At 71.0% G+C, this 24,587-nt stretch carries 32 protein-coding genes; 30 read left to right on the forward strand and 2 right to left on the reverse strand.

The features are described from left to right. The first annotated feature begins 40 nt into the window (after nucleotides 1-40). The 28 genes from ACFWBW_RS22885 (at nucleotide 41) to ACFWBW_RS23020 (ending at nucleotide 21,927) form a co-directional block, all read left to right on the forward strand. Nucleotides 41-232, forward strand: a complete 192-nt coding sequence (locus tag ACFWBW_RS22885; protein ID WP_266533264.1) for a hypothetical protein — start codon at nucleotides 41-43, stop codon at nucleotides 230-232. Continuing rightward, nucleotides 229-573, forward strand: coding sequence for a hypothetical protein (locus ACFWBW_RS22890; RefSeq protein WP_385375177.1), 345 nt, complete (start codon nucleotides 229-231; stop codon nucleotides 571-573). Before ACFWBW_RS22885 ends, ACFWBW_RS22890 begins: the two co-directional genes overlap by 4 nt. After that, a complete protein-coding gene (locus ACFWBW_RS22895) occupies nucleotides 570-1,352 on the forward strand; it encodes a hypothetical protein (RefSeq protein WP_385375178.1) in 783 nt (260 codons plus the stop codon). Before ACFWBW_RS22890 ends, ACFWBW_RS22895 begins: the two co-directional genes overlap by 4 nt. Before the next feature lie 4 nt (nucleotides 1,353-1,356). Next, on the forward strand, nucleotides 1,357-1,506 hold the full coding sequence (locus ACFWBW_RS22900; RefSeq protein WP_385375180.1) for a hypothetical protein: 150 nt from the start codon (nucleotides 1,357-1,359) through the stop codon (nucleotides 1,504-1,506). A 155-nt stretch (nucleotides 1,507-1,661) separates the two neighbouring features. After that, nucleotides 1,662-2,105, forward strand: a complete 444-nt coding sequence (locus ACFWBW_RS22905) for a helix-turn-helix domain-containing protein (RefSeq protein ID WP_385375182.1) — start codon at nucleotides 1,662-1,664, stop codon at nucleotides 2,103-2,105. After that, on the forward strand, nucleotides 2,105-3,337 hold the full coding sequence (locus tag ACFWBW_RS22910) for a PBSX family phage terminase large subunit (RefSeq protein ID WP_385375343.1): 1,233 nt from the start codon (nucleotides 2,105-2,107) through the stop codon (nucleotides 3,335-3,337). Before ACFWBW_RS22905 ends, ACFWBW_RS22910 begins: the two co-directional genes overlap by 1 nt. Nucleotides 3,338-3,410: 73 nt before the next feature. After that, on the forward strand, nucleotides 3,411-3,830 hold the full coding sequence (locus ACFWBW_RS22915; RefSeq protein ID WP_385375346.1) for an HNH endonuclease signature motif containing protein: 420 nt from the start codon (nucleotides 3,411-3,413) through the stop codon (nucleotides 3,828-3,830). Continuing rightward, nucleotides 3,817-5,292 carry a phage portal protein gene (locus tag ACFWBW_RS22920; protein ID WP_385375184.1) on the forward strand — a complete coding sequence of 492 codons (1,476 nt, stop codon included), beginning with the start codon at nucleotides 3,817-3,819 and terminating at the stop codon, nucleotides 5,290-5,292. The genes ACFWBW_RS22915 and ACFWBW_RS22920 overlap by 14 nt, the downstream gene beginning before the upstream one ends. Before the next feature lie 17 nt (nucleotides 5,293-5,309). Further along, nucleotides 5,310-7,565 carry a phage minor capsid protein gene (locus ACFWBW_RS22925; RefSeq protein WP_385375186.1) on the forward strand — a complete coding sequence of 752 codons (2,256 nt, stop codon included), beginning with the start codon at nucleotides 5,310-5,312 and terminating at the stop codon, nucleotides 7,563-7,565. A 9-nt stretch (nucleotides 7,566-7,574) separates the two neighbouring features. After that, complete coding sequence (locus ACFWBW_RS22930; RefSeq protein ID WP_385375188.1) at nucleotides 7,575-7,745, forward strand: Rmf/CrpP fold protein; 171 nt, start codon at nucleotides 7,575-7,577, stop codon at nucleotides 7,743-7,745. A gap of 45 nt (nucleotides 7,746-7,790) precedes the next feature. Beyond that, on the forward strand, nucleotides 7,791-8,423 hold the full coding sequence (locus ACFWBW_RS22935; RefSeq protein ID WP_385375190.1) for a hypothetical protein: 633 nt from the start codon (nucleotides 7,791-7,793) through the stop codon (nucleotides 8,421-8,423). Nucleotides 8,424-8,441: 18 nt separating this feature from the next. After that, a complete protein-coding gene (locus ACFWBW_RS22940; protein WP_328620806.1) occupies nucleotides 8,442-9,452 on the forward strand; it encodes a major capsid protein in 1,011 nt (336 codons plus the stop codon). Next, a complete protein-coding gene (locus tag ACFWBW_RS22945; protein ID WP_385375192.1) occupies nucleotides 9,452-9,700 on the forward strand; it encodes a hypothetical protein in 249 nt (82 codons plus the stop codon). Before ACFWBW_RS22940 ends, ACFWBW_RS22945 begins: the two co-directional genes overlap by 1 nt. A gap of 2 nt (nucleotides 9,701-9,702) precedes the next feature. Continuing rightward, on the forward strand, nucleotides 9,703-10,101 hold the full coding sequence (locus tag ACFWBW_RS22950; protein ID WP_385375194.1) for a hypothetical protein: 399 nt from the start codon (nucleotides 9,703-9,705) through the stop codon (nucleotides 10,099-10,101). Further along, nucleotides 10,095-10,415: a hypothetical protein gene (locus ACFWBW_RS22955; RefSeq protein WP_385375196.1), complete on the forward strand. Its 321-nt coding sequence runs from the start codon at nucleotides 10,095-10,097 to the stop codon at nucleotides 10,413-10,415. Before ACFWBW_RS22950 ends, ACFWBW_RS22955 begins: the two co-directional genes overlap by 7 nt. Next, the gene (locus ACFWBW_RS22960) at nucleotides 10,412-10,759 is read left to right on the forward strand and encodes a hypothetical protein (RefSeq protein ID WP_385375198.1); all 348 of its coding nucleotides are present in this window, start codon (nucleotides 10,412-10,414) and stop codon (nucleotides 10,757-10,759) included. The genes ACFWBW_RS22955 and ACFWBW_RS22960 overlap by 4 nt, the downstream gene beginning before the upstream one ends. Further along, the gene (locus ACFWBW_RS22965) at nucleotides 10,756-11,187 is read left to right on the forward strand and encodes a minor capsid protein (RefSeq protein ID WP_385375200.1); all 432 of its coding nucleotides are present in this window, start codon (nucleotides 10,756-10,758) and stop codon (nucleotides 11,185-11,187) included. The genes ACFWBW_RS22960 and ACFWBW_RS22965 overlap by 4 nt, the downstream gene beginning before the upstream one ends. A gap of 11 nt (nucleotides 11,188-11,198) precedes the next feature. Then, nucleotides 11,199-11,720 carry a phage tail tube protein gene (locus ACFWBW_RS22970; protein ID WP_385375202.1) on the forward strand — a complete coding sequence of 174 codons (522 nt, stop codon included), beginning with the start codon at nucleotides 11,199-11,201 and terminating at the stop codon, nucleotides 11,718-11,720. Then, nucleotides 11,720-12,208 carry a hypothetical protein gene (locus tag ACFWBW_RS22975; protein ID WP_385375204.1) on the forward strand — a complete coding sequence of 163 codons (489 nt, stop codon included), beginning with the start codon at nucleotides 11,720-11,722 and terminating at the stop codon, nucleotides 12,206-12,208. Before ACFWBW_RS22970 ends, ACFWBW_RS22975 begins: the two co-directional genes overlap by 1 nt. Nucleotides 12,209-12,441: 233 nt before the next feature. Then, nucleotides 12,442-14,850: a phage tail tape measure protein gene (locus tag ACFWBW_RS22980; RefSeq protein WP_385375349.1), complete on the forward strand. Its 2,409-nt coding sequence runs from the start codon at nucleotides 12,442-12,444 to the stop codon at nucleotides 14,848-14,850. 3 nt (nucleotides 14,851-14,853) lie between these two features. Next, nucleotides 14,854-15,762 carry a phage distal tail protein gene (locus tag ACFWBW_RS22985; RefSeq protein WP_385375207.1) on the forward strand — a complete coding sequence of 303 codons (909 nt, stop codon included), beginning with the start codon at nucleotides 14,854-14,856 and terminating at the stop codon, nucleotides 15,760-15,762. A 12-nt stretch (nucleotides 15,763-15,774) separates the two neighbouring features. Then, a complete protein-coding gene (locus ACFWBW_RS22990) occupies nucleotides 15,775-16,758 on the forward strand; it encodes a hypothetical protein (protein ID WP_385375210.1) in 984 nt (327 codons plus the stop codon). An 81-nt stretch (nucleotides 16,759-16,839) separates the two neighbouring features. Beyond that, entirely contained in the window at nucleotides 16,840-17,877 is a 1,038-nt protein-coding gene (locus ACFWBW_RS22995; RefSeq protein ID WP_385375213.1) for a hypothetical protein, read from the forward strand. Next, nucleotides 17,877-18,758: a hypothetical protein gene (locus tag ACFWBW_RS23000; RefSeq protein ID WP_385375216.1), complete on the forward strand. Its 882-nt coding sequence runs from the start codon at nucleotides 17,877-17,879 to the stop codon at nucleotides 18,756-18,758. The genes ACFWBW_RS22995 and ACFWBW_RS23000 overlap by 1 nt, the downstream gene beginning before the upstream one ends. Nucleotides 18,759-18,793: 35 nt before the next feature. Then, nucleotides 18,794-20,341: a phage tail protein gene (locus ACFWBW_RS23005; protein ID WP_385375219.1), complete on the forward strand. Its 1,548-nt coding sequence runs from the start codon at nucleotides 18,794-18,796 to the stop codon at nucleotides 20,339-20,341. A gap of 111 nt (nucleotides 20,342-20,452) precedes the next feature. After that, nucleotides 20,453-21,334, forward strand: a complete 882-nt coding sequence (locus ACFWBW_RS23010; RefSeq protein ID WP_385375222.1) for a peptidoglycan-binding protein — start codon at nucleotides 20,453-20,455, stop codon at nucleotides 21,332-21,334. Nucleotides 21,335-21,412: 78 nt separating this feature from the next. Continuing rightward, nucleotides 21,413-21,676 (forward strand): hypothetical protein, encoded by a 264-nt coding sequence (locus ACFWBW_RS23015; RefSeq protein WP_385375225.1) that lies wholly within the window; start codon nucleotides 21,413-21,415, stop codon nucleotides 21,674-21,676. After that, a complete protein-coding gene (locus tag ACFWBW_RS23020) occupies nucleotides 21,673-21,927 on the forward strand; it encodes a hypothetical protein (protein WP_385375228.1) in 255 nt (84 codons plus the stop codon). Before ACFWBW_RS23015 ends, ACFWBW_RS23020 begins: the two co-directional genes overlap by 4 nt. Before the next feature lie 597 nt (nucleotides 21,928-22,524). On the opposite strand, the gene ACFWBW_RS23025 is transcribed toward ACFWBW_RS23020, so the two are convergent. Beyond that, nucleotides 22,525-22,731, reverse strand: a complete 207-nt coding sequence (locus ACFWBW_RS23025) for a hypothetical protein (RefSeq protein ID WP_385375230.1) — start codon at nucleotides 22,729-22,731, stop codon at nucleotides 22,525-22,527. Then, nucleotides 22,728-23,165, reverse strand: a complete 438-nt coding sequence (locus tag ACFWBW_RS23030) for an ATP-binding protein (protein ID WP_385375233.1) — start codon at nucleotides 23,163-23,165, stop codon at nucleotides 22,728-22,730. The genes ACFWBW_RS23025 and ACFWBW_RS23030 overlap by 4 nt, the downstream gene beginning before the upstream one ends. Before the next feature lie 251 nt (nucleotides 23,166-23,416). Here ACFWBW_RS23030 and ACFWBW_RS23035 point away from each other — a divergent pair, with 251 nt between their 5' ends. Beyond that, nucleotides 23,417-24,268, forward strand: coding sequence for a Scr1 family TA system antitoxin-like transcriptional regulator (locus tag ACFWBW_RS23035; protein ID WP_385375236.1), 852 nt, complete (start codon nucleotides 23,417-23,419; stop codon nucleotides 24,266-24,268). Nucleotides 24,269-24,281: 13 nt separating this feature from the next. Continuing rightward, a complete protein-coding gene (locus ACFWBW_RS23040; protein ID WP_385375352.1) occupies nucleotides 24,282-24,473 on the forward strand; it encodes a DUF397 domain-containing protein in 192 nt (63 codons plus the stop codon). The last annotated feature ends 114 nt before the right edge of the window (nucleotides 24,474-24,587 follow it).

The following is a 24,587-nucleotide window of genomic DNA, read 5'->3' on the forward strand; positions in this document are numbered from 1 at the left end:
GACTGCTGCGGGTTTCCCGAACGAACGAGGAAGGGACCCCATGAGCGCCGCCCTGCTCGCCCTCGCCGTGACGCTCGCGCTCGCCCTCGGCGCCTCCCTCGCGTACGCGGTCCGGATCGACGACCGCCTCGACCGCGAGCTGCGCCGCCTCGACCGCGGCCCCTGCCCGACCACCTGCACCACCTGCTCGACGACGCCGCGCCGAGCCGAGAACGGAGAGACCACACCATGAGCCTGAACACCACCACCCGCACCCGGTCTCGGCGCGGCCGGAGCGACGCCCGCGAGGCCGTGCGCGACGCCCGGCGCGCAGCGATTCGAGTCCTGCTCGCCCGCGCCGACCGAGGGGTGCTCGGCCCCGAGGACACGGTGAAGCTGCGGCAGCTCGTCGAGGCCGAGGTCGCCGACGGCGACGCGTTCCGGCGCTCGGCCGCGGGACAGCAGGCCGCGGCGCTGCGGCTGACACACCGCGTCGTCGCCGCCGAGCAGGCCATCGTCGAGGCCGAGGCCGATCGCGACCGCCTCGCCGCCGAAGTCGAGGCGCTGCGCGCGGGCGAGGGGGTGCGCGCATGAGTTACGCACAGGCTGTGCACGAGACCGTGCGCGCGCTGCTGACGATCCGCGGCCGGTGGGCCGAGCTGCTGCTCGCGATCGAGGAACCGCCGGCCGATCACTGGCCGCCGCGGCAGCTCGCCCACATCATGCGCGAGGGCGACGACGAGCAGCTCGTCGTCGAGGACCGGGCGCCGCTCGTCCTGCGCGAGCACCCCGCCCCGCTCAACCTCGGCGCGCTCGACACAGCCCTCGCGGTTGAGCGGCTGATGTTCGGTCTCGCCGACACCCTCGCCGCCGCCGTACAGCGCACCGAGCAGGGCGACCCCCGCGCGTGGCTGTCCCCCGACCCGAGCGCACCGGACACTCGGCGCGCGGCCGGATCGCGGGCGCACGGGCTGCACTGGGCGTGCGTGTGGATCGATGGGCGCGTACAGGATGCCGACACCGCCCCCGAGCACGAGCTCGACGGCGCGGTGAGCGCGCCGCCGTTCGAGGTGCTGCCCCTGTACCTGCTGCACGAGGCACGGCGTACCGCGCGGATCGCCGAGGCCCGGGTGCTGCGCGCGCTCGGCCTCGACCAACGCGAGACCCCGCTGCCCGAGCCGTGCCCGTGGTGCGAGGGCGAGCTCACTCTGCACAGCGCCCCCGACGGGCCGCCGATCGTGACCTGCTCGGGCGGGCGCGACTGCTCGGCGCCCGTGCCCCTCGACAGCAGGGAGCGGTCGCGGGTGTGGGAGTGGGACGACCTCCCCGACCTGATCGCCGCACTCGGGGTCGACCTTGCAGCCGCGGCGTGATGCGGTGCTCGACGAGCAGCTCGTCGACGAGGCCGCGGCCGGCGAGGGCCGCGGTACGTGGCGCGGGGGGTGGCTCGTCGTCGAGGCACCGCCGAGCGCCGAGGCCCTGCTCGACCTCGGCGACGACGTCGAGCAGGGCGCGCTCTTTGAGTGATCGAGATCCGTACCGATAGAGGCTTGCGCCGTTATGCATTCGTGACCTAGAGTCGGGAGCGCCTCCGGCGTGCCCGGAAACGAAGCCGCTCCTACGCCCCGCCACCATCCCCCGGTGGCGGGGCGTTTGCATGCCCGCCCCCGGGAGGTGATCCCGTGGCCGACCCGATCACGGACGCCGACCGAGCAGCGGTCCGCCGCCTGCACGGCGCAGGCAAGTCCCGTAACCAGATCGCTCGCGAGCTTGGGCGCGGCGCCGCAACGGTGTCCAAGATCGCCGCCGCCGAGGGGCTCACCTTCTCCGGTGGCGCGCGGGTCGCCGCCGCCACCGACGCCCGACGAGCCGATGCCGTGGCCCGGCGCGAGCAGCTCGCCGACGACGCCCTCGACGGCGCTCTCGCTCAAGTCGAGCGGGTCGGCGCCGCCGACTCGGCACGCGATGCCCGCGACTACGCGACCGCCGCCCGCGCCTTGACCGAGGTACACGCCAAGGTCGCCGAGCTCGCGCGCTCCAACAAGACGAGCAGCGCCGGCGGGATGCTCGACCGCCTCGCCGACGCGCTGCTCGGCACACAGGACGACGCACCGGGCGGGGGGTGATCCCCTCGGCCGATCACCTCTCCGACAAGCAACTGCGCAGCATCCGCGAGGCCACCGCCCGTATCAACTTGTGGCACGGGTCGGTGCGCTCCGGCAAAACGATCTCGTCACTGCTGCGCTTCCTGCTCGCCGTCCGGCGGGCGCCCGCCTCGGGCCTGATCCTGATCGTGGGCCGCTCGCTCGCCACGATCGAGCGGAACGTGATCGAGCCCCTGCAAGACCCCGAGCTCTTCTCGGACACCGCGGCCGAGGTCCACCACACCCGCGGCGCAACGACCGCCGTCGTTCTCGGCCGCGTCGTCCACCTGATCGGCGCAAGTGACTCTCGGTCCGAGGGCCGGTTGCGTGGTCTGACCGCCTCGGTCGCCTACGCGGACGAGGTCACACTGCTGCCCGAAGCGTTCTTCACGCAGCTACTCGCCCGCCTCTCCGTCGCCGGCGCGATCCTGATCGGCACGACCAACCCCGACGGGCCGCGGCACTGGCTCAAGGCGAAGTACCTCGACCGCGCCGCCGAGCTCGACCTCGCTTCCTGGCACTTCAAGCTCGCCGACAATCCCGCCCTGTCGCCCGCCTACGTCAAGGCCCTGTCCACGGAGTACACCGGCCTCTGGCGGCGCCGGATGATCCTCGGCGAGTGGGTCGTCGCCGAGGGCGCGATCTTCGACATGTACGACGAGCAGCAGCACGTCGTCGACGAGCTGCCCGAGATGCAGCGCCATTGGGTCGGCATCGACTACGGCACGAGCAATCCTTTCGTCGCGATCTTGCTCGGCCTCGGCGTCGACGGCCGGCTGTACGCGGTGAGCGAGTGGCGCCACGACTCCCGCCTCGCACACCGCCAGATGACCGACGCGCAGTACAGCCGCGCCGTCCGCGGCTGGATCGACGAGCTCGGCGTGCAGCCCGCATGGACGCTGATCGACCCGTCGGCCGCGAGCTTCTCAACTCAGCTATGGGCCGACGGGTACCCGAACGTGGCGCGCGCTAATAACACCGTCCTCGACGGCATCCGCACCATGGCGAACACCCTCGACGCCGGCGCGCTGCTCATACATCGCTCGTGCGAGGGGCTGCTCGCCGAGCTCCCCACGTACGTGTGGGACGACTCGGCCGCGGCCCGCGGTGAAGACAGGCCAGTAAAGGCGGCCGACCACAGCCTCGACGCACTTCGGTACGCGCTGCACAGCACCGTGCACGAGTGGCGCGCGCTCCTCGCGACCGCCGCCTGAACACCCCCGTTCCCCGAGGCGCTGCGCAGCGCCTCGGGCCCGAGCAGGCCGAGGGGGTGATCGCGTGCGAGGAATGACCGACCGGTTCCTCGACAAGGTCGCCCCCGGCCCCCTCGGCTGCTGGGACTGGACCGCCCACGTCAAGCCGAACGGGTACGGGCAGTTCAAGGTCGGCGGTCGGCAGCAGTACGCCCACCGCGTCGCCTACGAGCTCACCCGCGGGCGCATCCCGCACGGTCTCGTGATCGACCACCTGTGCCGCCGGCGGCACTGCGTGAACCCCGACCACCTCGAAGTGGTGAGTCACCGGACCAACATCCGGCGCGGGATCTCCCCCGCCGCACGCCGCGCGCGTCAGACCCATTGCACCCGCGGGCACCGGTTTGACCGATCGAACACCTACCTCGCGCCGAACGGCACACGGCACTGCCGGCCCTGCTCGACGCTGCGAGCCCGAATCCGTCGCCAGGGGGTGAGCGGTGCCCCTGCCTGACAACAACGTCCCGTGGCCCCCGCCGCACCTCGCCCGCCCGCTCGCAGAGATGCGCGTCGATGACGCTTGGTACTCCGGCGACGCCGCCAAGCTGACCGCCGTCTACGCCAACAACCCGAGCAGGACGAGCGGCGCATCCCGCTTGTGGGGGCGCCGTCGAGCACCGCAGCCCGGCAAGCGCGACAACCGCCTGCACATCCCCCTCGCCGGCGACATCGCCACCGCGAGCGCCGACCTGCTGTTCAGCGAGCCGCCCACGTTCACCGTCGCCGACACGGCGACGCAGGACCGGCTGAACGAGTTGAACGACGCCGACGGCATCGCGAACACCCTGCTCGAAGGTGCCGAGGTCGCCGCCGCCCTCGGCGGCGTGTACCTGCGGATCACGTGGGATCGCTCGCTCGTCGACCGACCGCTGCTCACCACCGTGCACGCCGATGCCGCCGTGCCCGAGTTCTCGTTCGGTCTGCTGCGCGCCGTGACCTTCTGGCACGAGCTCGCCTCGGACGGCGCGAGCGTGCTCCGCCACCTTGAACGGCACGAGCGCGGTCGCATCCTGCACGCGCTCTACCAGGGCACCGCCGACAACCTCGGCCGACGCGTCCCGCTGACCGAGCACCCCGCGGTCGCACCGCTCGCCGAGGCGCTCGGCCCCGACGGCGAGTCAATCGAGACAGGCATCGACCGGTTGACCGCCGCCTACGTCCGCAACATCGGCCCCAACAGGAAGCACCGCGGCTCGGACCTCGGCCGCTCTGACTACGCCGCCCCGCTGTACGACCTGCTCGACGCGCTCGATACGACGTGGACCTCGTGGATTCGCGACATCCGCCTCGCCCGCGCCCGCCTGATCATCCCCGACGCCTACCTGCGCGACCACGGCCCCGGCCGCGGAGCGAGCTTCGACGAAGATCGGGAAATCTGGCAGCTCCTGAACATCCCGCCCACCGAACAGGGCGGCATCACCCTGTCGCAGTTCGCGATCAGGGTCGAGGAACACGAGCGGACGTCCGAGGCCACCACACGGCAGGCCGTGCGGTCGGCCGGATACGCCGCGCAGACCTTCGGCATCGACGACCAGGCCGCCGCGATCACCGCGACCGAGGTCAAGGCCAAGGAACGCCGGAGCATGACCACCCGCGGGAAGAAGCTTCGGTATTGGTCGCCGCCCCTCGGCGAAATGCTGCACGTCATGCTGCTGCTCGACCGGGTGCTGTTCGGTCGGGGCATCGTGCCCGAGCGTCCCCGGATCGACTTCGGGGGCACCGTGAGCGAGGACCCGGCCACCCTCGCGCAGACCCTTTCCCTGTACCAGCAGGCGCAGGCCGTAAGCGTCGATACCAAGGTTCGGATGCTCCATCCCGGTTGGGACGAGGCCGAGGTGCAGGTCGAGGTCGCCCGCATCCTCACCGAGACCGGGCAGGCCGTGCCCGACCCGATGCAGGCCGGCGCCCTCGTCTGACCGTGTGAGGGGGTGCGATGCCCATCCACCCCGGCATGGTCGAGGATCTCTCGGCCGGTGTCCGCGACCTCTACGCGGACGCCGAGCAGCGGCTGCTCGGCATCGTGGCCCGCCAGTTGATCGACGGGTTCGAGGCCCCGGGGTGGGCGACCAACAAACTCAGGGACATTCAGGCGCTGCGCCGCGGGGCGCAAGGTGTCGTCGACGCCCTCGCCGAGGCGGTACAGCTGGAGGTGTTCGACGCCGTCGCCGAGGCGTACAGCATCGGCGCCCGATCCGGGCTCGCCGAACTCGGCGCGCTGCACGACACCGACCTGCGCCGGATCGCCGACACCACGCCCAACACCCGCGCCGTCGACCGCCTCGCCGCCGAAACCCTCGATCTCGTCACCGCCACGCACCGCGGGATTCTCCGCGGCGTCGAGGACGGATACCGGCAGGTGATCGCCGAGGTGTCCGCAACACCGCTGCTCGGCATCGACACCCGCAGGCAGGCCACCCAATCCGCCATGGACCGATTTGCCGACCGTGGATTGAGGACGTTCGTCGACCGCGGCGGGCGCGCGTGGCAGATGACGAGCTATGCCGAGATGGCCGTACGGACCGCGACCGGCAGGGCCGCCGTCGAGGCGCACGGCGACAAGCTGCGCGCGGCCGGCCTCGACCTCGTGATCGTCAGCAACGCCCCGCACGAGTGCCCGCTCTGCAAGCCCTTCGAGGGCAAGGTGCTGTCACTCGACGGACCGGGCGGCGCCCGCACGGTCGAGGTCGAGCACGCCGTCGAGGACGACCGCACCGTGCAGGTGCACATCGCGGGCAGCCTCGACGAGGCCCGGCAGCACGGTTTCCAGCACCCGAATTGCAGGCACTCGGTCGCCGCCTACCTGCCCGGGGTCACCCGGCCGGCGGCCGAGGCATCCGAAGACCCCGACGGATACGAGGCGACACAGAAGCAGCGGGCGATCGAGCGCGGGATCAGGAAGTACAAGAACCGTTCAGCCGCGGCGACGAGCCCCGAGGCCCGTCGGGCGGCCGAAGCCAAGGTGCGGCAGTGGCAGGCCAAGCAGCGCGCCCACCTCGCCGAGCACCCCGAACTCATCCGACGCCGCGAGCGCGAGCAGCCCGGCGCCGGCAACCTGCCGAGCACGGCACCGCACCCGCCGCAGGACGCTTTCGAGGCTGCGCGCGTCCGCTCCGGCGACGAGCGCACCCTGCCCGAGATGACCGACGAGCAGCTCGGCGCGGCGATCCGGCCCGGCGTGCTCGATCAGCGCGACCTCGACCGCATCCGCGGCGAGGCCGGCCGGCGCGACGAGCAGGTGCTGCTCTACCGCATCCGGCCGAACGGCAAGCTCGCCGACAACCTCGCCGAGTTCAGCGACGACGAGCTCGCCGCCGTCGCCGGCCACCTCGGCGACGACGACATGCTGCGGATCATGGGGGAGATGGACCGGCGCGACATCGACGCCGCCATGCCCGGTATCCGCCGCGACCTCGTCGGCATGTCCGAACGCGACCTCGCCGCCCGCGCCCGCAACGTCGAGGGCGACCGGGCGGCGATCGGCGCCGAGATCCACCGCCGCCGAGCGCTTAGCGAGCTGTTCCCCGCCGGCCGCCTCGCCGGTGACCTCTCCGCCCTCGGCGACGACCTGCTCGTCTGGGGAGTGCGCTACGCCTCCCCCGAGGACGCCGCCCGGATCGCTGCCGAGATCGACCGCCGGTACCCGGCCGCGCCGCCGCCCGCCCCCGCGGGCGCACGCGTCGCCGACACCCTCGCCACCCGAGCAGCCCTCGACGAGGCCATGCAACCCGTGCCCCTCGACGACCCGCCGCCGGCCGACCCCGACGAGTGGGGCGCCTACGGACGCGACCTCGAAAAGGGCCCCGACGGCACCGAGCACATGTCCGCCGCCGAACGGTGGGCGTACGAGCGGGAGATCGAGGCACGCTCGGCTCGCTCGGCGTACAGCCGCGAAGAGATTCGCGAGATGTACCAGGAACACATCTACCTGCAATGGCTCGCCGCCGAGGACGCGACCCGAGGTCACATGCTCAGCCGCGCGGCCGAGGCCGCCGACGTCGACCCCCGATCGCTCTTCACCGGACCGGCGCACGTCGCCTACGCCCGAGCCTCGGAAGACCTCATCAGGTGGTGGGCCGACACGAGCCCCAGGGTCACGCTCGCCGAGTTCACCGAGCAGGTGACCGGCGTCAAGAACGCCGCCGCCGAGACCGCCCGGCAATCCGCCCACGGCCAGCAACTCAAGCAGTAGGGGGTGCCGATGGGATTCCGCGAGGCCGCGGTGCGCGCCCGGCAGGACGGCTCACACGCCGCCCTGACCGGACGGCCCGCGACCGACTGCCCGTACCGCGGCGACGAGCCGCTGCTGCGCGCCGCATGGGTGCGCGGCTACGTCGCCGCCGAGCAGCAGCTCGCACCGGCCGAGCCGTAGCCCCTCTCCCCTCTATAGGGCCGCCGATCCGGTGGCCCTTTTTTCATGCCCGCACGAGCCCCGGAGGGCTATCCCGTCATGCCCGAGAACCCCGTCGACCCCGGCACCATCACCCCGCCCGCAGGCGACCCGGCCGCGCCGCCGAACCCCGCCCCGAGCGCTCCGCCCGCCCCGGCCGCGGGTACCGAGCAGCAGCTCGCCGAGGCGACCACCCGCGCCGACCAGGCCGCGGCCGAGCGCGACGAACTGCGCTCGGCCCTCGATGCCGTGACCCGCGCGCTCAACCCCAACGATCCCGATTCCGAGCAGGACCCGACCAAGCTCGCCGCCGCGGTCGCCGAGCGCGACCGGCTGCTCGCCGACCACGCCGCCGAACTGCGCTCCGCCCGCGTCGAACTCGCCGTCGCCCGCGCCGCCGCCGATGCGGGGGCCCGCGGCGACCGCCTGCTCAACTCCCGCAGCTTCCTCGCCGGCCTCGCCGACCTCGACCCGAACGACGTCGGGTTCGACAGCAAGCTCGCCGCCGCGATCACCGCAGCAGTCACGGCCGACCCCGACCTCTACCGCGCCGCGCCCGCAGGGCCGCCTCGCGGCGGCGCCGAGTTCCACGGCGCACCGGCCGGCGAGCGCCGCGCCGCATCCCTGCACGACGCCGTCGCCGCCCGCCTCGGCGGCTGAACGATCTAGGAGAAACCTTTGCCCACCTCCCTCAGCGAGGCCCGGAACAATGCGACCGATGACGTAGACGTTCAGGTCATCGACGAGTTCCGCAAGTCGTCCGACATCCTCGACCGACTCACCTTCGACAACGTCGTAAGCCCGACCGGCGGCGACACCCTCACCTACGGATACCGGCGCCTGATCAGCCAGCGGTCGGCCGACTTCCGCGCAATCAACAGCGAGTACGTGCCGGCCGAGGTCTCGACGCAGCGCTACACCGTCGACCTCGTGCCCCTCGGCGGGTCTTTCCAGATCGACCGCGTGATCGCCCGTATCGGGCCGGCCGCCTCGGGCGCCGTGACCCTGAACATGCAGCAGCTCATCAAGGCGAGCCGCGCGCGGTTCGCCGACGCCGTGATCAACGGTGACAAGGCCACCGACGCGAAGGGCTTCGACGGTCTGTCGAAGATCCTGACCGGGTCGAGCACCGAGTACCTGCCGCTGAACAACGGCGTCACGGCCGGTTTCGTCGACTGGACCACGATCACCGACAAGGGCTCGGCCCTCGCCGCGCAGCGCCACATCGACGACTGGCTCGCCACGATGGATGACGCGCCCGATGTGATCTACGGCAACCGCAAGACCTTGTCGCTCTTCAAGACCATCGCCGCGTGGACCGATCAGCTCGACAAGGGCACCGACGTGTTCGGCCGCCCGGTCACCGCGTACAACGGAATCCCGCTCGTCGACCTCAAGAGCAAGGCCGGCGCGAACGTGGACGTGATCGGCCTGGTGACCCGCGACCCGGACGGCGCCGGCGGGGGCGGGAACGTGACCGGCCTCGGCGATCTGTACGCCGTCCGGTACGGACTCGACGGATTCCACGGCGCTTCGGTCGGGGGCGGCGCCCCGCTCGTCTCCACGTGGCTTCCCGAGTTCGACCGCTCCGGCGCCGTCAAGACGGGTGAAGTCGAAATGGGGCCCGTGGCCCCCGTCCTCAAGGCGACCAAGGCCGCCGCCGTGTTCCGCAACATCAAGAGCGCGTGATGCCCGTGATCATGCGCATCACGGCTCCGGTCGCCGACTTCACCGGTGAGGGACCGGCCGGCGTCCAGTTCACCGAGGGCACCGCCACGACGAGCGACCCGGCAGTGATCGGCTACTGCCAGGGGGCCGGCTACACGGTCGAGCCCCTCGGCGGCGATCCGCCGGATACCGAGCAGAGCAGCGAGCAGGACGGCCCGTCCGACGAGAAGTCGGCGGGCCGTTCTGCTGCCCGCAGCAAGAGGGGGTGATCGTGGCGCGACAGCCGTACGCGACCCCCGAGCAGTTCGCCACCTACACCGGGCAGCCCGCGCCGGCCGACGCCGAGCGGCTGCTCGCCCGCGCTGGCGAGGACATCGACTCGGCCCTGCTCACCGCGGTCTATCCCGTCGACGAGGACGGCGACCCGCTCGACGCGAAGATCGCCGCCGCTCTGGCCGCGGCGAGCTGCGCGCAGGTCGAGTACTGGGTCGCTGCCGGCGACGACGGCACTGGGGCGCAAGGCAGATGGGACTCGGTCTCGATCGGCCCCGTGTCCCTGTCGGGGCGCGCTGCCTCGACCTCGGGCGCGTCCGGCGTCGAACTCGCCCCGCGCGCGGCCAGAGAGCTGCGACGAGCAGGGCTCACCCCGGGGTGGGTGGCCGCGTGGTGACCCGCGTCCCGCCCTCTCTGCTCCGCCACCGGATCGGCGTCGAGCCGTACCTCGGCGACGGCGCGTACGGCCCGGCGTACGGGCCGCTCGTCGTGCACCCCGCCCTCGTCAGTCCCACCGTCCGCATGATCCGTGCGGCCGACGGCCGAGCCGTCACGAGTACCGCGCAGATCATTGCCGCGCCCGGTCTGGACTGCCCGCCCGGATCGCGGGTCACCCTGCCCGACGGGCGGATCACGACCGCCCTCGTCTCCACCGGCCACACCGCCCCCGGCCTACCGGTCCCCACATCCACGGAGGTGATGACCGAGTGAGCCGCGCCCGCCTGCGCTGGAGCGGCGACACCGCCACCGCGGCGATCCGGCAGGCCGCGGTGCGCGGACTGCTGCTCGGCGCCGAGCACGTGCTCGGCGCGAGCAGGCAGCGAGTGCCGATCGCCGAGGGCACCCTCGAACGCTCCGGGGCTACCTCGGTCGACGAGGCCACCATGACCGCCGCCGTCTCCTATGACACCCCATACGCGCGCAGGGTCCACGAGGACTTGACCGCCCGGCATTCCCCCGGCCGCTCCGCGAAGTACGTCGAGAGCGTGCTGCCCGAGAGCGCCGACGCCGTGCAGGAACTGATCGCCGCGCAGATTCGGCGCGCGCTGAGATGACCTATTCCGTCGACCTGCTCGACGGTCTCGCCCGCCTGCTGCACTCCGCCGGCGTCGGCATCTATCGCCCCGACGGCGTGTACGCCGCGGGCGAGACCGCGATCACCATCGCCGCTCTTCCCCCGGTCCCCGACCGCGTGATCTGCCTCGCCGCCTACCCGGTCACCGACTCCCCCGTGCTCACCGACACGACCACCGGGATTCAGGCGCGCACCCGTGCGGGGGCCGACCCCCGCGAGGTCGACGCCCTCGACGACCAGGTGCACGAGGTGCTGCACGCGTCCGGACCGCACCGCTTCGGCGCCGTCCCCGTGCAGCTCGTCTACCGCGTCTCGGCCGCCCCGATCGGCGCCGACTCGGCCGGCCGCTGGGAGCGCTCCGCCAACTTCCACGCCCGCGCCCACCGCGCGCACCCCAACCTCGAATAGGAGGCGCCCACTTGAGCACCCCGACGCCCCCGGCCGAGACCGTAACCGCCCTCGCGCGCCGCTACCGCCTTGAGCTGGACATGGGCACGACGCCCAATACCCCGGTGTGGACATTGGTCCCCGGGATCACGGAATTCACGCCGAAGATCGAACCGACGCAGCAGGAGGTCACCACCTACGACGCCGACGGATGGGCCGAGCAGGCGGTGACCATGCTCGCGTGGTCCATCGAGACCACGATCGCCCACCGCGCGCACCCGACGACCGGCATTTTCAACGCCGCGCAGGAAGCTCTGCGAAAGGCGAGCAGGTCGTTCGGCGCCAAGTCCTATGTCCGCGTGCGGTACTACGACCGCAACGGCGCCCCGGACGCGCAGGAAGGTTCCGCCCTTGTCACCTGGGAGCCGGACGGCGGGGGCCCCGACGAGGTCGACACGATCAAGGTGACGCTTACCGGGTCCGGTCCGCTCGTCGAGATCGTCAACCCCGCGGCCGGCGGGGGCACCTTCGCCGTCAAGGGGGGTGACAGCTAGTGGCGTTCGAGGAACTCGGCGAACTGCTCGACGAGTCGATCGAGCTACCGATCGCCGGCCGCCTCTACACCGTGCCCGCGCCGTCGGCCGAGATCGGCCTGCGGACACAGGCGCTCATCCACGCCGCCGCGGTCGCCGCGGACGGCGGGCGCGCCGACGAGCAGGTGCTCGGCGACGCCGCCGAGCGCGACCTCTACCGCGACGTACTCGGCCCCGCGCACGACGAGATGATCGCCGACGACGTGAAGTGGCCGACCCTCAAACATGCCGCGATCACCGCCATGGTGTGGATCGCGCAGGACAAGACCGCCGCTGAACGCTACTGGACCGCGGCCGGCGACCCTTCTCGTCTGGCCCCGAACCGGGCGGCCCGCCGCAGCCAGTCGGGTGCGGCGAGTTCGACGCCGAGTCGGGGCTCTTCGAGTGGTACGAGTACCCGCCCGGCGCCCGCCCGCGGCGCGGGCAAGAAGGCCCGCAAGCGTCACTGACGTGGGCGGCGATCCTCGCCGAATGGCCTCTTGTCGAGGCTGATCTGCACGAGGTCTACGGGATCGACCTCAGCACTCCCGGGCTGCTGCAAGCCCGGTCCTGGCGATGGCTGCGCGTGCGCATCCTCGCTCTTCTCTCGGCCGAGTCTCGCCTCGCCCGGGTGCTCACCCCTCCGCCTGACTCCTCCCCCACGGGAGGCACGACCGCCAGGAGGTGACCACCCGTGGCCCTCATGGTCGGCGAACTCGCCGCAACGATCACGATCGACACCTCGGGCGCAGATGCCGGAATGGCGCGCGCCCGCGCGGCTGTGCAGGCGGGCGGCGACCAGATCGCCGCCGCCGCCGATCAGGCCGGACAGGAGGCGGGCGACCGCCTCGGCGACGGTCTCGCCGAGGGCGCGGCCGACGGCGGCGAGCGAGCGTCCTCCGGCATGGGCGCCGCGCTGAAAGGCTTCGCCGCCGCAGCGGTCGGCGGGGCGATCGGCAGCGCGCTCATGGGCGGCATCGCCGAAGCCATGGACCGCGGCAAGGTCGCCGGCAAGCTACAGGCGCAGATGGGCAGCTCGGGCCCCGTCGCCAAGGAATACGGCAAGGCCGCGGGCGCTCTGTACTCCGGGGCGATCGTCGAGTCGGTCGCCGACGGCGCCGACATCCTGCGCGGCATCGCACAACAGGGTCTGCTGCCGCCCGAGGCGACGCAGAGCCAGATCAAGACCATGGCGACCCGTGTCTCGGACACGGCCTCGGTCATGGGCGAGGACGTCGGCAAGGTGTCCCGCGCGGTCGGCGTGATGCTGAAATCCGGCATCGCGAAGAACGCCGAAGAGGCAATGGACGTCCTGGTAAAGGGCAGCCAGTCAGGCACCAATGCCGCCGAGGATTTGCTCGACACATTCTCTGAGTACCCGATTCAGTTCAAGGATTTGGGGCTTGACGCTCAGACCGCGATGGGCCTCATGCAGCAGGGTCTGCAAGGGGGCGCCCGCGATGCCGACACCGTCGGCGATGCGCTGAAAGAATTCGCGATCCGCTCGAAGGACATGAGCAAGGGAAGCGTGGACGCTTTCAAGTCCATCGGGCTCAACGCGGACGTAATGGCGAAGACGTTCACCAAGGGTGGACCGGAAGCCTCGAAAGCCCTGGGGGAAGTCCTTACCCGCATCAAGGCGATTAAGGACCCTGCCGAACGCAATGCGACAGCGGTCGCCCTTTTCGGAACCAAGGCCGAGGATCTGCAATCCGCGCTTTTCAAGCTCGACCCGAAAACCGCGGTCGCCGCCCTCGGCAACGTCAAGGGCGCGACGGACGCGGCGGGCGATGCCATGCGCGACAATGCCGCGACCAAGTTCGAGGTATTCAAGCGTGCGGCAATCGACAAAGTCGTTACCGTCCTCGGGAACTACGTTGTACCCGCCCTCGAAAAGGCCGCAGATTTCATCGGCGAGGGTGGCCTCGGCGGCGCGCTCCGGACGTCGGTCGGGTGGATCTCCGAGCACTCGACGGCGCTCTCGATCGCCGCCGGCGTGATCACGATCCTGATGATCCCGACGCTCGTCGCGCTCGGCATCACCGCGTGGACAACGGCCACCGCAGTTGTCACCGGATGGGCCGCTCAGACCGCGGCCGGCGTCGCCGCTGCAGCCCGGTTTGTGCTGGTCAACGCCATGATGCTTGCGGGTTGGGTGTCGCAGGGTGTGAGTGCCGGCGCCGCGGCTCTACGGGTGGTCGGGGCGTGGGTCCTCATGGGCACACAGTCCCTGATTCAGGGCGCCCGGATGGCTGCTGCGTGGCTTCTCGCGATGGGCCCGGTGGGGCTGATCATCGCCGCCGTGGTCGGCATCGTCGCCCTTGTCGTTGCCAACTGGGACACCATCGTTTCGGCGACCTCGGCCGCGTGGGATTGGGTGTGGGGAAAGCTCAAGTGGGTCGGTCAGATGATCCTCGACTTTTTCCTGAACTGGACGCTAGTCGGGCTGATTATCAAGCACTGGGACGCCATTAAGAGCGGCACCGTATCCGCCTGGAATGCCACCGTCGAATGGGTTCGAGGCATCCCGGGGCGCATCCTCGATTTCTTCCTGAACTGGACGCTCGTCGGCCTGATTATCAAACACTGGGATTCCATCAAGTCAGGCACCGTCCGCAAGGGCGGCGAAATGCTGGATTGGGTCCGAGGCTTGCCCGGAATGATCGCAGGCTACTTCGGCAATTTCGGCTCGATGCTCTACGATCGCGGCCGCGATCTGATCACCGGCCTGTGGAATGGCATCAAGGGAATGGGCCCCTGGCTCAAGTCAACCTTGATGTCTTGGGCCAAGAATCTCATTCCGGGGCCGATCGCTAAGGCGCTCGGAATTCACTCTCCGAGTCGCCTTATGCGCGACAAGATCGGAAAGTTTATTCCCGCGGGAATCGTCGAGGGCATCAAATCCGGTGCCCCCGCGATCGACCGCACCATGCGCCGACTCGTCACCGTGCCCGCCCCGCAGTTCGCCACCGCGGGCGCGCCCGCCAACGGCGCGACCGCGGGCGGGGGTTGGGGCGGCCCTGCTGTCCACATCGAGAACTGGCACTCAGGAGCGGCGACCGCGGAACAGACCGCGGCGGCGCTCGCCTGGCACGCCAAGGGCAGGGGGTGAGCGATGGCAGCAGGTGATCGCGTCGCCGTCCCCGGGCATGTCCAGTTCGGCGACGAGCTGCTGCTCGGCCCCGGCACCCCCTACCGGTGGCGGACGCTCACCGGGTGGGAGGACTCCCCCGGCGTCGACTCGGGCACCGTCGCCCGATCCGACGCCCACGGGGCGTACCTCGGCCGGCTGCTCGCGCAGCCTCGGACGATCACCCTCGACGACATGGTGATCCGTACCGAGCCGCGCCGGATGGGCGCCGCCGTGCGCACCCTGCGCGCGGCGACCGCCCTACGCGATGACGAGCAGCCGCTCGTCGTGCAGCTCGACGACGAGCCGCCCCTGCTGAGCTTCGCCCGCTGCCTGCGCCGCTCGATCCCCGTCGGAGTAGGCGGGTACGCGATCGGCGTCGTGCAGGGGGCGGCGCTCCAGTTCGAGGCCACCGACCCGCGCCGGTACAGCCTCGTCGAGCAGCAGGTCGAGACGGGCCTACCGGCGGCCGAGCCCGGCCTCGACTGGCAGGTGCCCCCGGGCCCGGAACGGCTGCTCTACCCGATCACCTTCGGCGCCCCGGGCAGCACGGGCTCGCTCCTCGCAGTCAACGAGGGCGACGCCCCCGCGCATCCCGTGATCTCGATCCGAGGCCCCCTCTCCCTCCCGTCTGTAACCAACTTGGCCACGGGCGCGGCGATCGAATACGACATCGACCTCGCGCCCGACGAGGAACTCGTGATCGACACCCGCGACGGCACGGTGACGCTGAACGGGACCGCCGCGCGGCTCTACACCGCGACCGCCCGCAGCACCCCCGAGAGCCTTTTCACCCTCGACCCGGGCACGACCTCGCTCCTGTTCCGCGCGGCGCCCGGCGCCACCGACCCCCGCGCCTCGTGCTCGATCCGATGGCGCTCCGCTCACTGGTAAGGAGGTACCCCCTTGACCGTCCGTGCCGGATGGCTGCTCCCCAACGGACAGACACGCGAAGACACCCGCCTCGTACCGCTCGGCGTGATGTCCCCCGAGACCGCGATGGGCTCTCGCGACGGCGTGATCGCCGGCGGAACCGCCCTCGCCGCGACCGGCGCCGCCGCCATGCAGGTACAGCTCGCCGTCGGCCGCGCCCTCGTCCAAGGGGCCGACGCCCAAGGGGCATACCCCGTCGCCGTCACGGCGCCCGAGACCCTCACGGTCGCTGACGGACACGCCCAGTACGGGCGGATCGACTCCGTGGTGCTGCGCGTCTACGACACGGCGTACGACAGCACCGGACAGACCCTCGCCCGCGCCGAGATCGTGCAGGGCGCCGCCACCGCGACCCCCGTCGCGCCGACCCTGCCAGCCGCCGCGCTGCGACTGTGGGACATCACGGTTCCGGCCGGTACTTCCGCGGGAACGGGCGGGATCACGTGGGCGTCGGCGCTCGCCGACCGGCGCCGCTACACCGCGGCGTACGGCGGGATCATCCCCCGAGGGTGGGGCCTCGGATTCTCCGGCGCTTACGCGGGTCAGTACCGCGACAACGGGACCGGCCTCGACCGGTGGGACGGCGGATCGTGGCAGCCCCTCGAACCTAGCGTCGGGTGGACGCCGCTCGCCCTCGCCTCGGGCTTCACCAACAACGGCAACGCCCAGGGCGACGTCAAGTACCGGCGGATCGTCGTCGCCGGCGTCCCCCACCTACAGCTGAGAGGCGGCGTGTCCTGGGCGACCTCGGGCTCACCGCCCAACACCGGAAACCTGCTCGCAACCGTCCTCCCCGCGAACTGCCGGCCGGCCGCTCTCACCTCCGTACCGATCGCCGCGGGCGGCGCCGCGATCAAGCTCGACGCGTGGACCAACGGGCAGCTACGGCTCATCTCCACCACCGGACTGACCACGTGGGCCGCACTCTCCGGAGTGACGTACCCCCTCGACGCGTAAGGGGGTGATCGTCTGACCGCCCCCGCGTACCGCGTTGTCCTGTGCGACCTGCGCACCGATCAAGTCCTCGACATCCTTCCTGTGAGCGACGTGTCGCTCGACGACTACCTCGGCAAGATCGGGTCGGCCGCCGTGACCGTGCCCCTGCCGAACGCGCAGATCGCCGCCCGCGTCCGCGCCGCGCTCGACCTCGGCCGAACCGCGATGTGGATCGAGCGCGGCCCTGACATCTGGTGGGGCGGCATCCCGTGGACCGCCAACCTGACGAGCGGCGCGCGAGGTGACCTCGGCCTGCGGATACAGGCGGGCGGGTGGGCGAGCTACCTCGACCATCGCGCGATCCTCCACACGCAGCAGGCCGTCGCGGTCGACCAGTTCGACATCGTGCGAGGGCTGATCGACTACAGCGCCAGCCTCGCCGGCGGCGACATCGGCATCGAGTACGACACCGAGCAGCTCTCAGGCACACCGCGAGACCGAACGTACCGGCGCTATGACCAGCCACGAATCCGCGAGGTCATCGACCAACTCGCAAGTACCGAGGGCGGTTTCGAGTGGCGGATCGCGAGCTACCGCGACACAGGCAGCGGCCGGCGCATCAAGGGCTTGCAGCTCGGCACTCCCGTGATCCGTACGGGCGAGTCCGAGATCGTCCTCGACCACCCCGGGCCGATCCTTTCCTACGACTGGCCGATCGACGCGACCGTGCGCGCGAACGTCTGGCAGAGCAGGGGAGCCAGCGACAACAAGAACCAGGCCGCCGAGTCCCTGCCGTTGATGACCGAGCTACTCGTCGACAGCCAGCAGCTCGCCGCCGGATGGCCGCGCCTCGACGGGACCTCGGACTACACCACCGTTACTGATCCGGGCACCCTCGCCGCGCACGCCCGCGCCGACCTCGCCGCCGCGCTCACCCCGCGGCCGATTCCCGAACTGACCGTCGCGCTCGACCGCGTGGCGCTCTCGCCCGCGCTGCTCGGCGCCACGGTCCGCGTGCGCATCCGGGATCTGTGGTGGGCCGAGGGACTCGACCGCCGATACCGCGTGGTCGGCCTCGCGATCAGTCCACCCCTGCGCGGCCGACCCGAGACCGCAAAACTTCTCCTGGAGGCCGCCTAGTGGCAGCAATCCCGCTCGACCTGCTCGACCGAATCCGCGAGCTCGAACGGCGCGTGCGCGAGCTCGCCGGCCGCGCCCAAATCCGCCCCGCCCTCGATCAGATCCTGCACGGCGACATCACCATCGGCGAGGGCGGACAGCTCATCGCCCAGACACCCGAGGGCGTCGCGACGTTCAAGGTCGGCCAGACACCCCAAGGTGACTGGGGGCTCTTCCTCCGCCGGGCCAACGGAACGCGAGCCCTGACCGTCGGCGACGACGTCCTCGAAGACGATCAGATGATCCGCATCTGGAGCCGCGACAAGGAACGGCCGACCCCGATCCTCATGGATGACGCGTTCAGCGATCGATTCCTCGGCCGCCCCATGCTCCCCCTTCAACTCCACCCCACCGAAAGGCAGAACACCAGCGAGACCGCCTATCAGCCCGCATGGTGGGGGGCCGGCCCGGTATCCCACGCAGTCGCCGAGATCGAGCTGTACACCTACGCCAACGCCGGGGGCGGGCAGGTCAAAGTCACCATGCGGCCCGAGGGCGGGACCGCGATCACGGTCGCCGAGTACGACTGTCCGGCCGGCCAGTGGACCAACCGATTCATCACGCAGCCCATGCACGACATCGAGTTCTTGCAGTGGGTCGAGTGGATGGTCGAGCACCGCAACGTGCAAGCAGGCCGCGACGTCGAGACCCGTGTCTACTCCGCTCTCTACCGCCACACCTACAACCCCGACGAAGCCCCGCGCGTACCGACCCGCCCCCCGACAGCCACCGCCACCGCACAGCGGGGAACCGGGCCTGCGGTGACCGAGGCGCCGTCCGAACCCAAGCGGCGGCCGGACCCCGTGCGCACCCCATCAGGGCTGCGCACGATCGAAGACTAGGAGGCCCCGCACTGCTGCCCCCGTCCATACCCACCGTGACCGTGCGCGCCCGCTTCCTCGCCCCCGACGGCACGCCGCTGTCGGGGGCGCTCGTTTTCCGGGCCCCCGCGACCCTCACCTTTCCGCAGGCCGACGTCATCCTCGGCGGCCCCGTCTCCGTACCGCTCGACGCGCAGGGCTCGGTCGAGGTCACCCTGCCCGCCACCGACGCCCCCGACATGGACCCCCGCGGGTGGGCGTACATCGTGACCGAGCAGCTCTCGGGTATCCCCGTCGGCCGCTCGTACAACGTCCTGTTGCCGCGCGCGCAGCCCGAGGTCGACCTCGCCGACATCGCCCCCACCGACCCTACGAAGCCGAACTACGTCGGGGTACCGGGGCCCGTCGGTCCGCAGGGCGCCCCCGGATCGCGGATCTACAGCGGCACCGCCGCCCCCGCGGCCGGCCTCGGCACCGACGGCGACCTATACCTGCGCTACGAATCCTCGACGGTCCTCGGCGTCACCTCGACGACCGTCTCGACATGGCAGCGCAGCGCCGGAACATGGGCGCAGCTCGGCGGCGACGTCCGCGGCGCTGCCTGGTACGTCAACACAGCGAGCACCCCATCGACCGGGACCAAGCCCGGCGACATGCTGCTGCGGACCGATACCGGCGACCTGTGGCAGCGCGGCGCGTCCGGGTGGGGAACGGCCGTGGGGAACCTGCGAGGCCCCGTCGGCGCGACCGGCGCGGCCAGCACCGTACCCGGGCCGCAGGGCCCGAAGGGTGATCCGGGCACCGGCTCAATCGCGACCGTCAACGGGTCCGCCGGCCCCGACGTCGTGATCACCGTCGCCGGCAAGACCGGAACGACGATCACCCTCGCCGCCGCGGACGTCGGCGCGCAGGCCACCGGTACCGCCGTCCTGCTCACCGGGACGCAGACCGTCGCCGGCGCCAAGACGTTCAGCAGCGTTCCCTCGTCGAGCGTCGCGCCGACCGCCGACACGCACCTCGCCCGCAAGAGCTACGTAGACGCGTTGGGCGGGGGGTCGTGGCTCCCGAGCGATCTCGGTTTCAGCGGGTGGACGTTCGACCCTGCCGTGTCCAACAGCGGGCAGAACCTGCTCGCCGGATACGTCTACCTCTGCGGAATCAACCTCCGCGCGGCAAGCACCGTGACGAACGTCGTCTTCTACTCCTGCGGGTACGCGGGCGGGACGCTGAACGCGAGCAGCTTCGCCGGCCTCTACACCGCCGCCGGCGCCCGCGTCGGAGTGACCGCCGCACTGTCCGGCATCTTCACCGCGAACGAGGGCGCGACCGTGGTCTGCCCCCTCACCGCCGCCTACTCGGCCCCGGCCGGTAACTACTGGGTGGCCATCGTCACCAACGGGCAGACCCCGAGCCCCTACAACGGGCCGGTACTCGCGCGCGGCGCCAACCTCGGCACCAGCCCGGCGGGCGCCGCCGCCATGCCGGGCGCCTTCCGCCGCGCCGCGCGACTCACCGCGACCGGACAGACCAGCCTGCCCGCATCCTTCACCCCCGCCTCGGCCCTCACCTACGACGCAAACGCCCTATGGGCCGCAGTCAGCTAAGGACTGGCCACCTCGACCGAGGCCGAGGTCGCCCGCCGGTAAGCCCCGCCCCAACCGCTTGATCCGCAGCCCCCTTGATGGGGGCTTTTTTCATGTCTGGAGACATCCCACATGGCACAGCCTCTGTCCCCCGATCGGCTCGTCGAGGCCCTGCGCGCCGAGGGCGTGCGCGTCGTCGAGTACGGCTCGTGGCGCACCCACAACCGAAACCACAAGGGGGCGTTCGGGCCGATCCACGGGGTGATCGTCCACCACACCGTTTCCAGCGGCACCGACGCCTCGGTACGCCTCTGCGCGGACGGTTACTCGGAACTCCCGGGGCCGCTCTGTCACGGCGTGATCGCGAAGGACGGCACGGTCTACCTGATCTCGGCCGGCCGCGCGAATCACGCCGGCGGGGGCGACCCCAGGGTTCTCGACGCCGTGATCGCCGAGGGCGACCTGCCCGCGACCGCCAAGCACGAGGGCTCGCCCGGCGCCGTCGACGGAAACGCACGGTTCTACGGGTTCGAGTGCGTGAACCTCGGCAACGGCGCCGACCCGTGGCCCGAGGCACAGCTCGACGCGATCGAGCGCGCCTCGGCCGCGATCTGCCGCGCGTACGGGTGGTCGGCCGCATCCGTGATCGGCCACAAGGAGTGGTCGGATTGGAAGAGCGACCCGCGCGGGTTCTCCATGACCACGATGCGCGAGCGCATCGACCGCCGCCTCGGCACCAAGCCGGGCAACGAGGTACCGGCCCCGAAGTTCGAGCCGTTCCCCGGGGTCGACTTCTTCCGCAGCTACCCGCGCAGCCCGATCGTGACCGCGGTCGGTCGGCGCCTCGTCGAGGTCGGGTGCTCGGCCTACGCGTCCGGCCCCGGACCGCAGTGGACCGCGGCCGACATCGCCTCGTACGCGAAGTGGCAGCGCCGCCTCGGCTACTCCGGCCGCGACGCCGACGGCATCCCGGGCCGCACGTCTTGGGATGCCCTGAAGGTCCCCAAGGTCTGACGCCCACCCATCCCACGGGGCCGCCGCCGCCTCCGCCGCCGGCGGCCCCGTACCCTTCTCTCGAAAGAGGTACGCCCAATGACCGACGCACAGCGCCGGACTGCCCGCACCATCGTGCAGACCGTGCTCGCCCTCGCGTCCGGCCTGCCGCTCATCATCGACGCCTCGGGCATCCCGCAGACCGCGGCCGGCGTCGGTATCGCCCTCGCCGTCGCCGGCGCGATCACGCGCGTGATGGCGCTGCCAGTCGTCGACCGGCTACTGCCCGCGTGGCTGCGGACCGGCCCGGACCGCGACGCCGAGCTGCTCGACCTCGCCCGCCGGCCGGACGGTCGCCCGTGACCGATCCCTCTCCGTCCGACGTCGCCCTCGAACTCGAAAGGCTGCGGGCTACCGTCGAGGCAGGGTTCGCCCGCATCGACGGTAGCCTCGCCCTGCTCGTGCAGCGGTCCGACCAAGTCGACCGGCAGCTCGCCGACCACGAGGCCCGACTCGACGCCCTCGAAAAGTCCCGATGGCCGCTCCCAAGCGTCCTCGCCCTGGTGGCCGTGATCGGCCTCGCCCTCACCCTCTGGCAGACCGCCGCCCGCTGAACATCGCGCGCCCCCGCCCCGGCCTCGCGGCCGGCGGCGGGGGCGCCTTTTCGCGTTTCAGGGACGGCGAGGGGGCCCTCGACGAGTGCACCGTCGAGGGCCCCCTGCTCGGGGTCACCGTGCGGGCGATCTACACGACCGCGTGCACGGGAGGTGCCCCCATTCCACCGCCGCCCGCCCCCGCGTGGGAGGCACTATCCGGGCGGGCGGCGTGGTCCGTGGTGCGCGGCTTGGCATGGCGCCCGCGCGGCGCGACCGAGATCCGTGGGCCCTCCGCCTCACCGAACTCCGGTGGCTGTGATGCCACCCTGAGCGGCGGGGGCGCCACGACCCCCGAGGCCGGTGACGCTTCCACCCTGGGGAATGGCGACACCTCTACCCGAGGGGACGGCGGCGCCTCAGCCTTCCGCGGCGGCGCCGCGATGAAGACGACAACGGGCTCTTTCCAGCAGTAGCACCGGTAACGCTTCCCCGGCCGGTCCGGCGCGGGGGTGACTGCGCGCTGCGCACTCGGCATCGAGGCCCACACCCAAGTCAGGGCCAACAGCCCGAGACTGACGCACACAGCGATTGTGCCGACGACCATCCGATCGTTGATCATCCGGTCACCTCCCCAACGGCGCCCCGGTCACCGACGACCAGCCCGAGCAGGTCGGCGAGTTCGCTCGCGAGGCCGCGCGCGCCGTCGTCGGGCACCTCGCAGATCAGAGTGCGCTGCTTGTCGGTCAGCCGCACGGCGGGGGCCCCGCCGCCGTCCCCCGGCTGGTGGGCCGTTCCGATGCTCGGTTCGCGACTCAGCCTCATGCCGCCCCCTCGTAACCGATGCTGAACTCAAGACGCGGCGCACCCTCGTCGGTGGCGCCCGTATCCAACCGGTCTGCGAACCTCGACACGAGGAAGAGGCCCCGGCCCGACTCGTCGCTCCATGGAGGCGCCGAGTGTGGCGCCCGAGGTAGCCACTCCGGCCGGCCGTCGTCCACCCACACGGTGACGCTGTCCGAACCAAGCGATACGTCCACCGTGATTTGGGCCGTGCGTGTGTACTTGTAGGCGTTCGTCACGACCTCGGACACGCACAGGCGCAGCTGATCGGCGATGTCCTCGTGCCCGAACGCGATCACGAGTGCGGCGATCAAGTCACGCAGGATCTTCGGCGTCGTCGCGGTGCGAGGCGCAACGAATCGGTAGCTGACGCCCAGGTCAGGCGGGGGTGCGGGGGGTAAAGCGCTAATGGTCATGTCCTCGTCTCCCAACGCGGTTGTGCTCGCGTCACGCCATGCGTGGCAATGGCCGCTCCCCGGGGTGACGCCACGTCAAGGCGCGCGTCAGCGGCTGCACTTCGGTCTTATTGGCGTGTGACGCGGTGCTGTGAAGACGGTAGCGCGTCCGTCTCACATGTTGTACCCCTTCGCCTAAAACGTAGGACATGGTGGACCGTGCATCCGGCCACGGGCCACACTGAGACCAAACGGAGGGGAAGGAAAAACCGATGCCACCGAGGAAGGCACCGACCGCGCGACAGCAGCGGTTGGGTTCCGAGCTGCGAAAGATCCGGGAGCACGCCGGCCTCACACTCGTTGAAGCGGCGTCCCAACTGCGCACCGACCGAACCACCATGAGCAACAGCGAGTCGGGGCGCTTCGGCGTGAGCCCTGAACGCGTCCGAGCCTGGACCAGTCATTACGGCTGCCCCGACACGGCGTACGTCGAGGCGCTCGTCGCCATGGCCGCGGAGCGCGGGGGCGGGTGGTGGGACGAGTACCGAAACGATCACTCAGCCGCGACCCTGGATCTTGCCGAACTTGAACACAACGCGAAGGCCCTCCGCGCCGTGCAGATCATGCACATGCCCGGCCTGCTCCAGACAGAGGAGTACGCCCGCGCAGTATTCGAGGAGGCCGTTCCGCCGTTGAGTCCGATAGACCTACGACGGCGCCTCTCCTACCGACTCAAGCGTCGAGACGTGCTCGATCGCGATCCGGCGCCAGCGTGCACGTTCCTGATCCACGAGGCCGCGCTGCGCATGAGGTTCGGCGGTCGAAAGGTTGCAGCCGACCAGCTCGACTACCTGCTGAAACAATCCGAGCGCGACAACGTGACCGTACGGGTGATCCCCTTCCGAGTCGGCGGTTTCCCGAACGCCGGAAGTTCGACACTCTATGTGCATGGCCCCGTAGCGCAGCTCGACACGGTGCAGACGGACACCCCGCACGGCCCCGCGTTTCTCGACGCCGAGACGCGGCTCGCCAACTACCGGGCAGTTCTCGACCGGACCGAAGAAAGGTCGTACGACCCCACTCGGTCCCGCGATTTCATTCACGAAATGGCGCAACAAGTATGAAGGCGTGGGAATAGTGGAAATTCAGTGGCGAAAGTCCTCGAAGTCGACGGATTCGGAGGGCAACTGCCTCGAAGTCGCAACGCAGGGTGGAGAGGTTTTCATCCGGGAGAGCGACGACCCCGGGGTGATCATCAGGACGACACGGGCCAAGCTCCGAGCGTTCATCGACGGAGCGGCCGACGGCGAGTTTGACGACCTCGCCTGACGGTTCCGTGACTCGAACCAAGCCCCCTGCCCAGCAATGGGCGGGGGGCTTCCGCGTGCCGTACTACGCGTTGGCATATGCCGTCTCACCCGTTAGACGTCAAACGGTTGATAC

Source organism: Streptomyces sp. NPDC059957, assembly GCF_042730015.1.
Lineage (GTDB): Bacteria > Actinomycetota > Actinomycetes > Streptomycetales > Streptomycetaceae > Streptomyces.

Coding starts and splice junctions, on each gene's coding strand:
- ACFWBW_RS23030 (WP_385375233.1), bottom strand. CDS start 23,165: ATGACCATTAGCGCTTTACCCCCCGCACCCCCGCCTGACCTGGGCGTC.
- ACFWBW_RS22985 (WP_385375207.1), top strand. CDS start 14,854: ATGGCAGCAGGTGATCGCGTCGCCGTCCCCGGGCATGTCCAGTTCGGC.
- ACFWBW_RS23010 (WP_385375222.1), top strand. CDS start 20,453: ATGGCACAGCCTCTGTCCCCCGATCGGCTCGTCGAGGCCCTGCGCGCC.
- ACFWBW_RS23035 (WP_385375236.1), top strand. CDS start 23,417: ATGCCACCGAGGAAGGCACCGACCGCGCGACAGCAGCGGTTGGGTTCC.
- ACFWBW_RS22945 (WP_385375192.1), top strand. CDS start 9,452: ATGCCCGTGATCATGCGCATCACGGCTCCGGTCGCCGACTTCACCGGT.
- ACFWBW_RS22965 (WP_385375200.1), top strand. CDS start 10,756: ATGACCTATTCCGTCGACCTGCTCGACGGTCTCGCCCGCCTGCTGCAC.
- ACFWBW_RS22925 (WP_385375186.1), top strand. CDS start 5,310: ATGCCCATCCACCCCGGCATGGTCGAGGATCTCTCGGCCGGTGTCCGC.
- ACFWBW_RS22930 (WP_385375188.1), top strand. CDS start 7,575: ATGGGATTCCGCGAGGCCGCGGTGCGCGCCCGGCAGGACGGCTCACAC.
- ACFWBW_RS22980 (WP_385375349.1), top strand. CDS start 12,442: ATGGTCGGCGAACTCGCCGCAACGATCACGATCGACACCTCGGGCGCA.
- ACFWBW_RS22935 (WP_385375190.1), top strand. CDS start 7,791: ATGCCCGCACGAGCCCCGGAGGGCTATCCCGTCATGCCCGAGAACCCC.
- ACFWBW_RS22890 (WP_385375177.1), top strand. CDS start 229: ATGAGCCTGAACACCACCACCCGCACCCGGTCTCGGCGCGGCCGGAGC.
- ACFWBW_RS23015 (WP_385375225.1), top strand. CDS start 21,413: ATGACCGACGCACAGCGCCGGACTGCCCGCACCATCGTGCAGACCGTG.
- ACFWBW_RS22885 (WP_266533264.1), top strand. CDS start 41: ATGAGCGCCGCCCTGCTCGCCCTCGCCGTGACGCTCGCGCTCGCCCTC.
- ACFWBW_RS22895 (WP_385375178.1), top strand. CDS start 570: ATGAGTTACGCACAGGCTGTGCACGAGACCGTGCGCGCGCTGCTGACG.
- ACFWBW_RS23025 (WP_385375230.1), bottom strand. CDS start 22,731: ATGAGGCTGAGTCGCGAACCGAGCATCGGAACGGCCCACCAGCCGGGG.
- ACFWBW_RS22915 (WP_385375346.1), top strand. CDS start 3,411: ATGACCGACCGGTTCCTCGACAAGGTCGCCCCCGGCCCCCTCGGCTGC.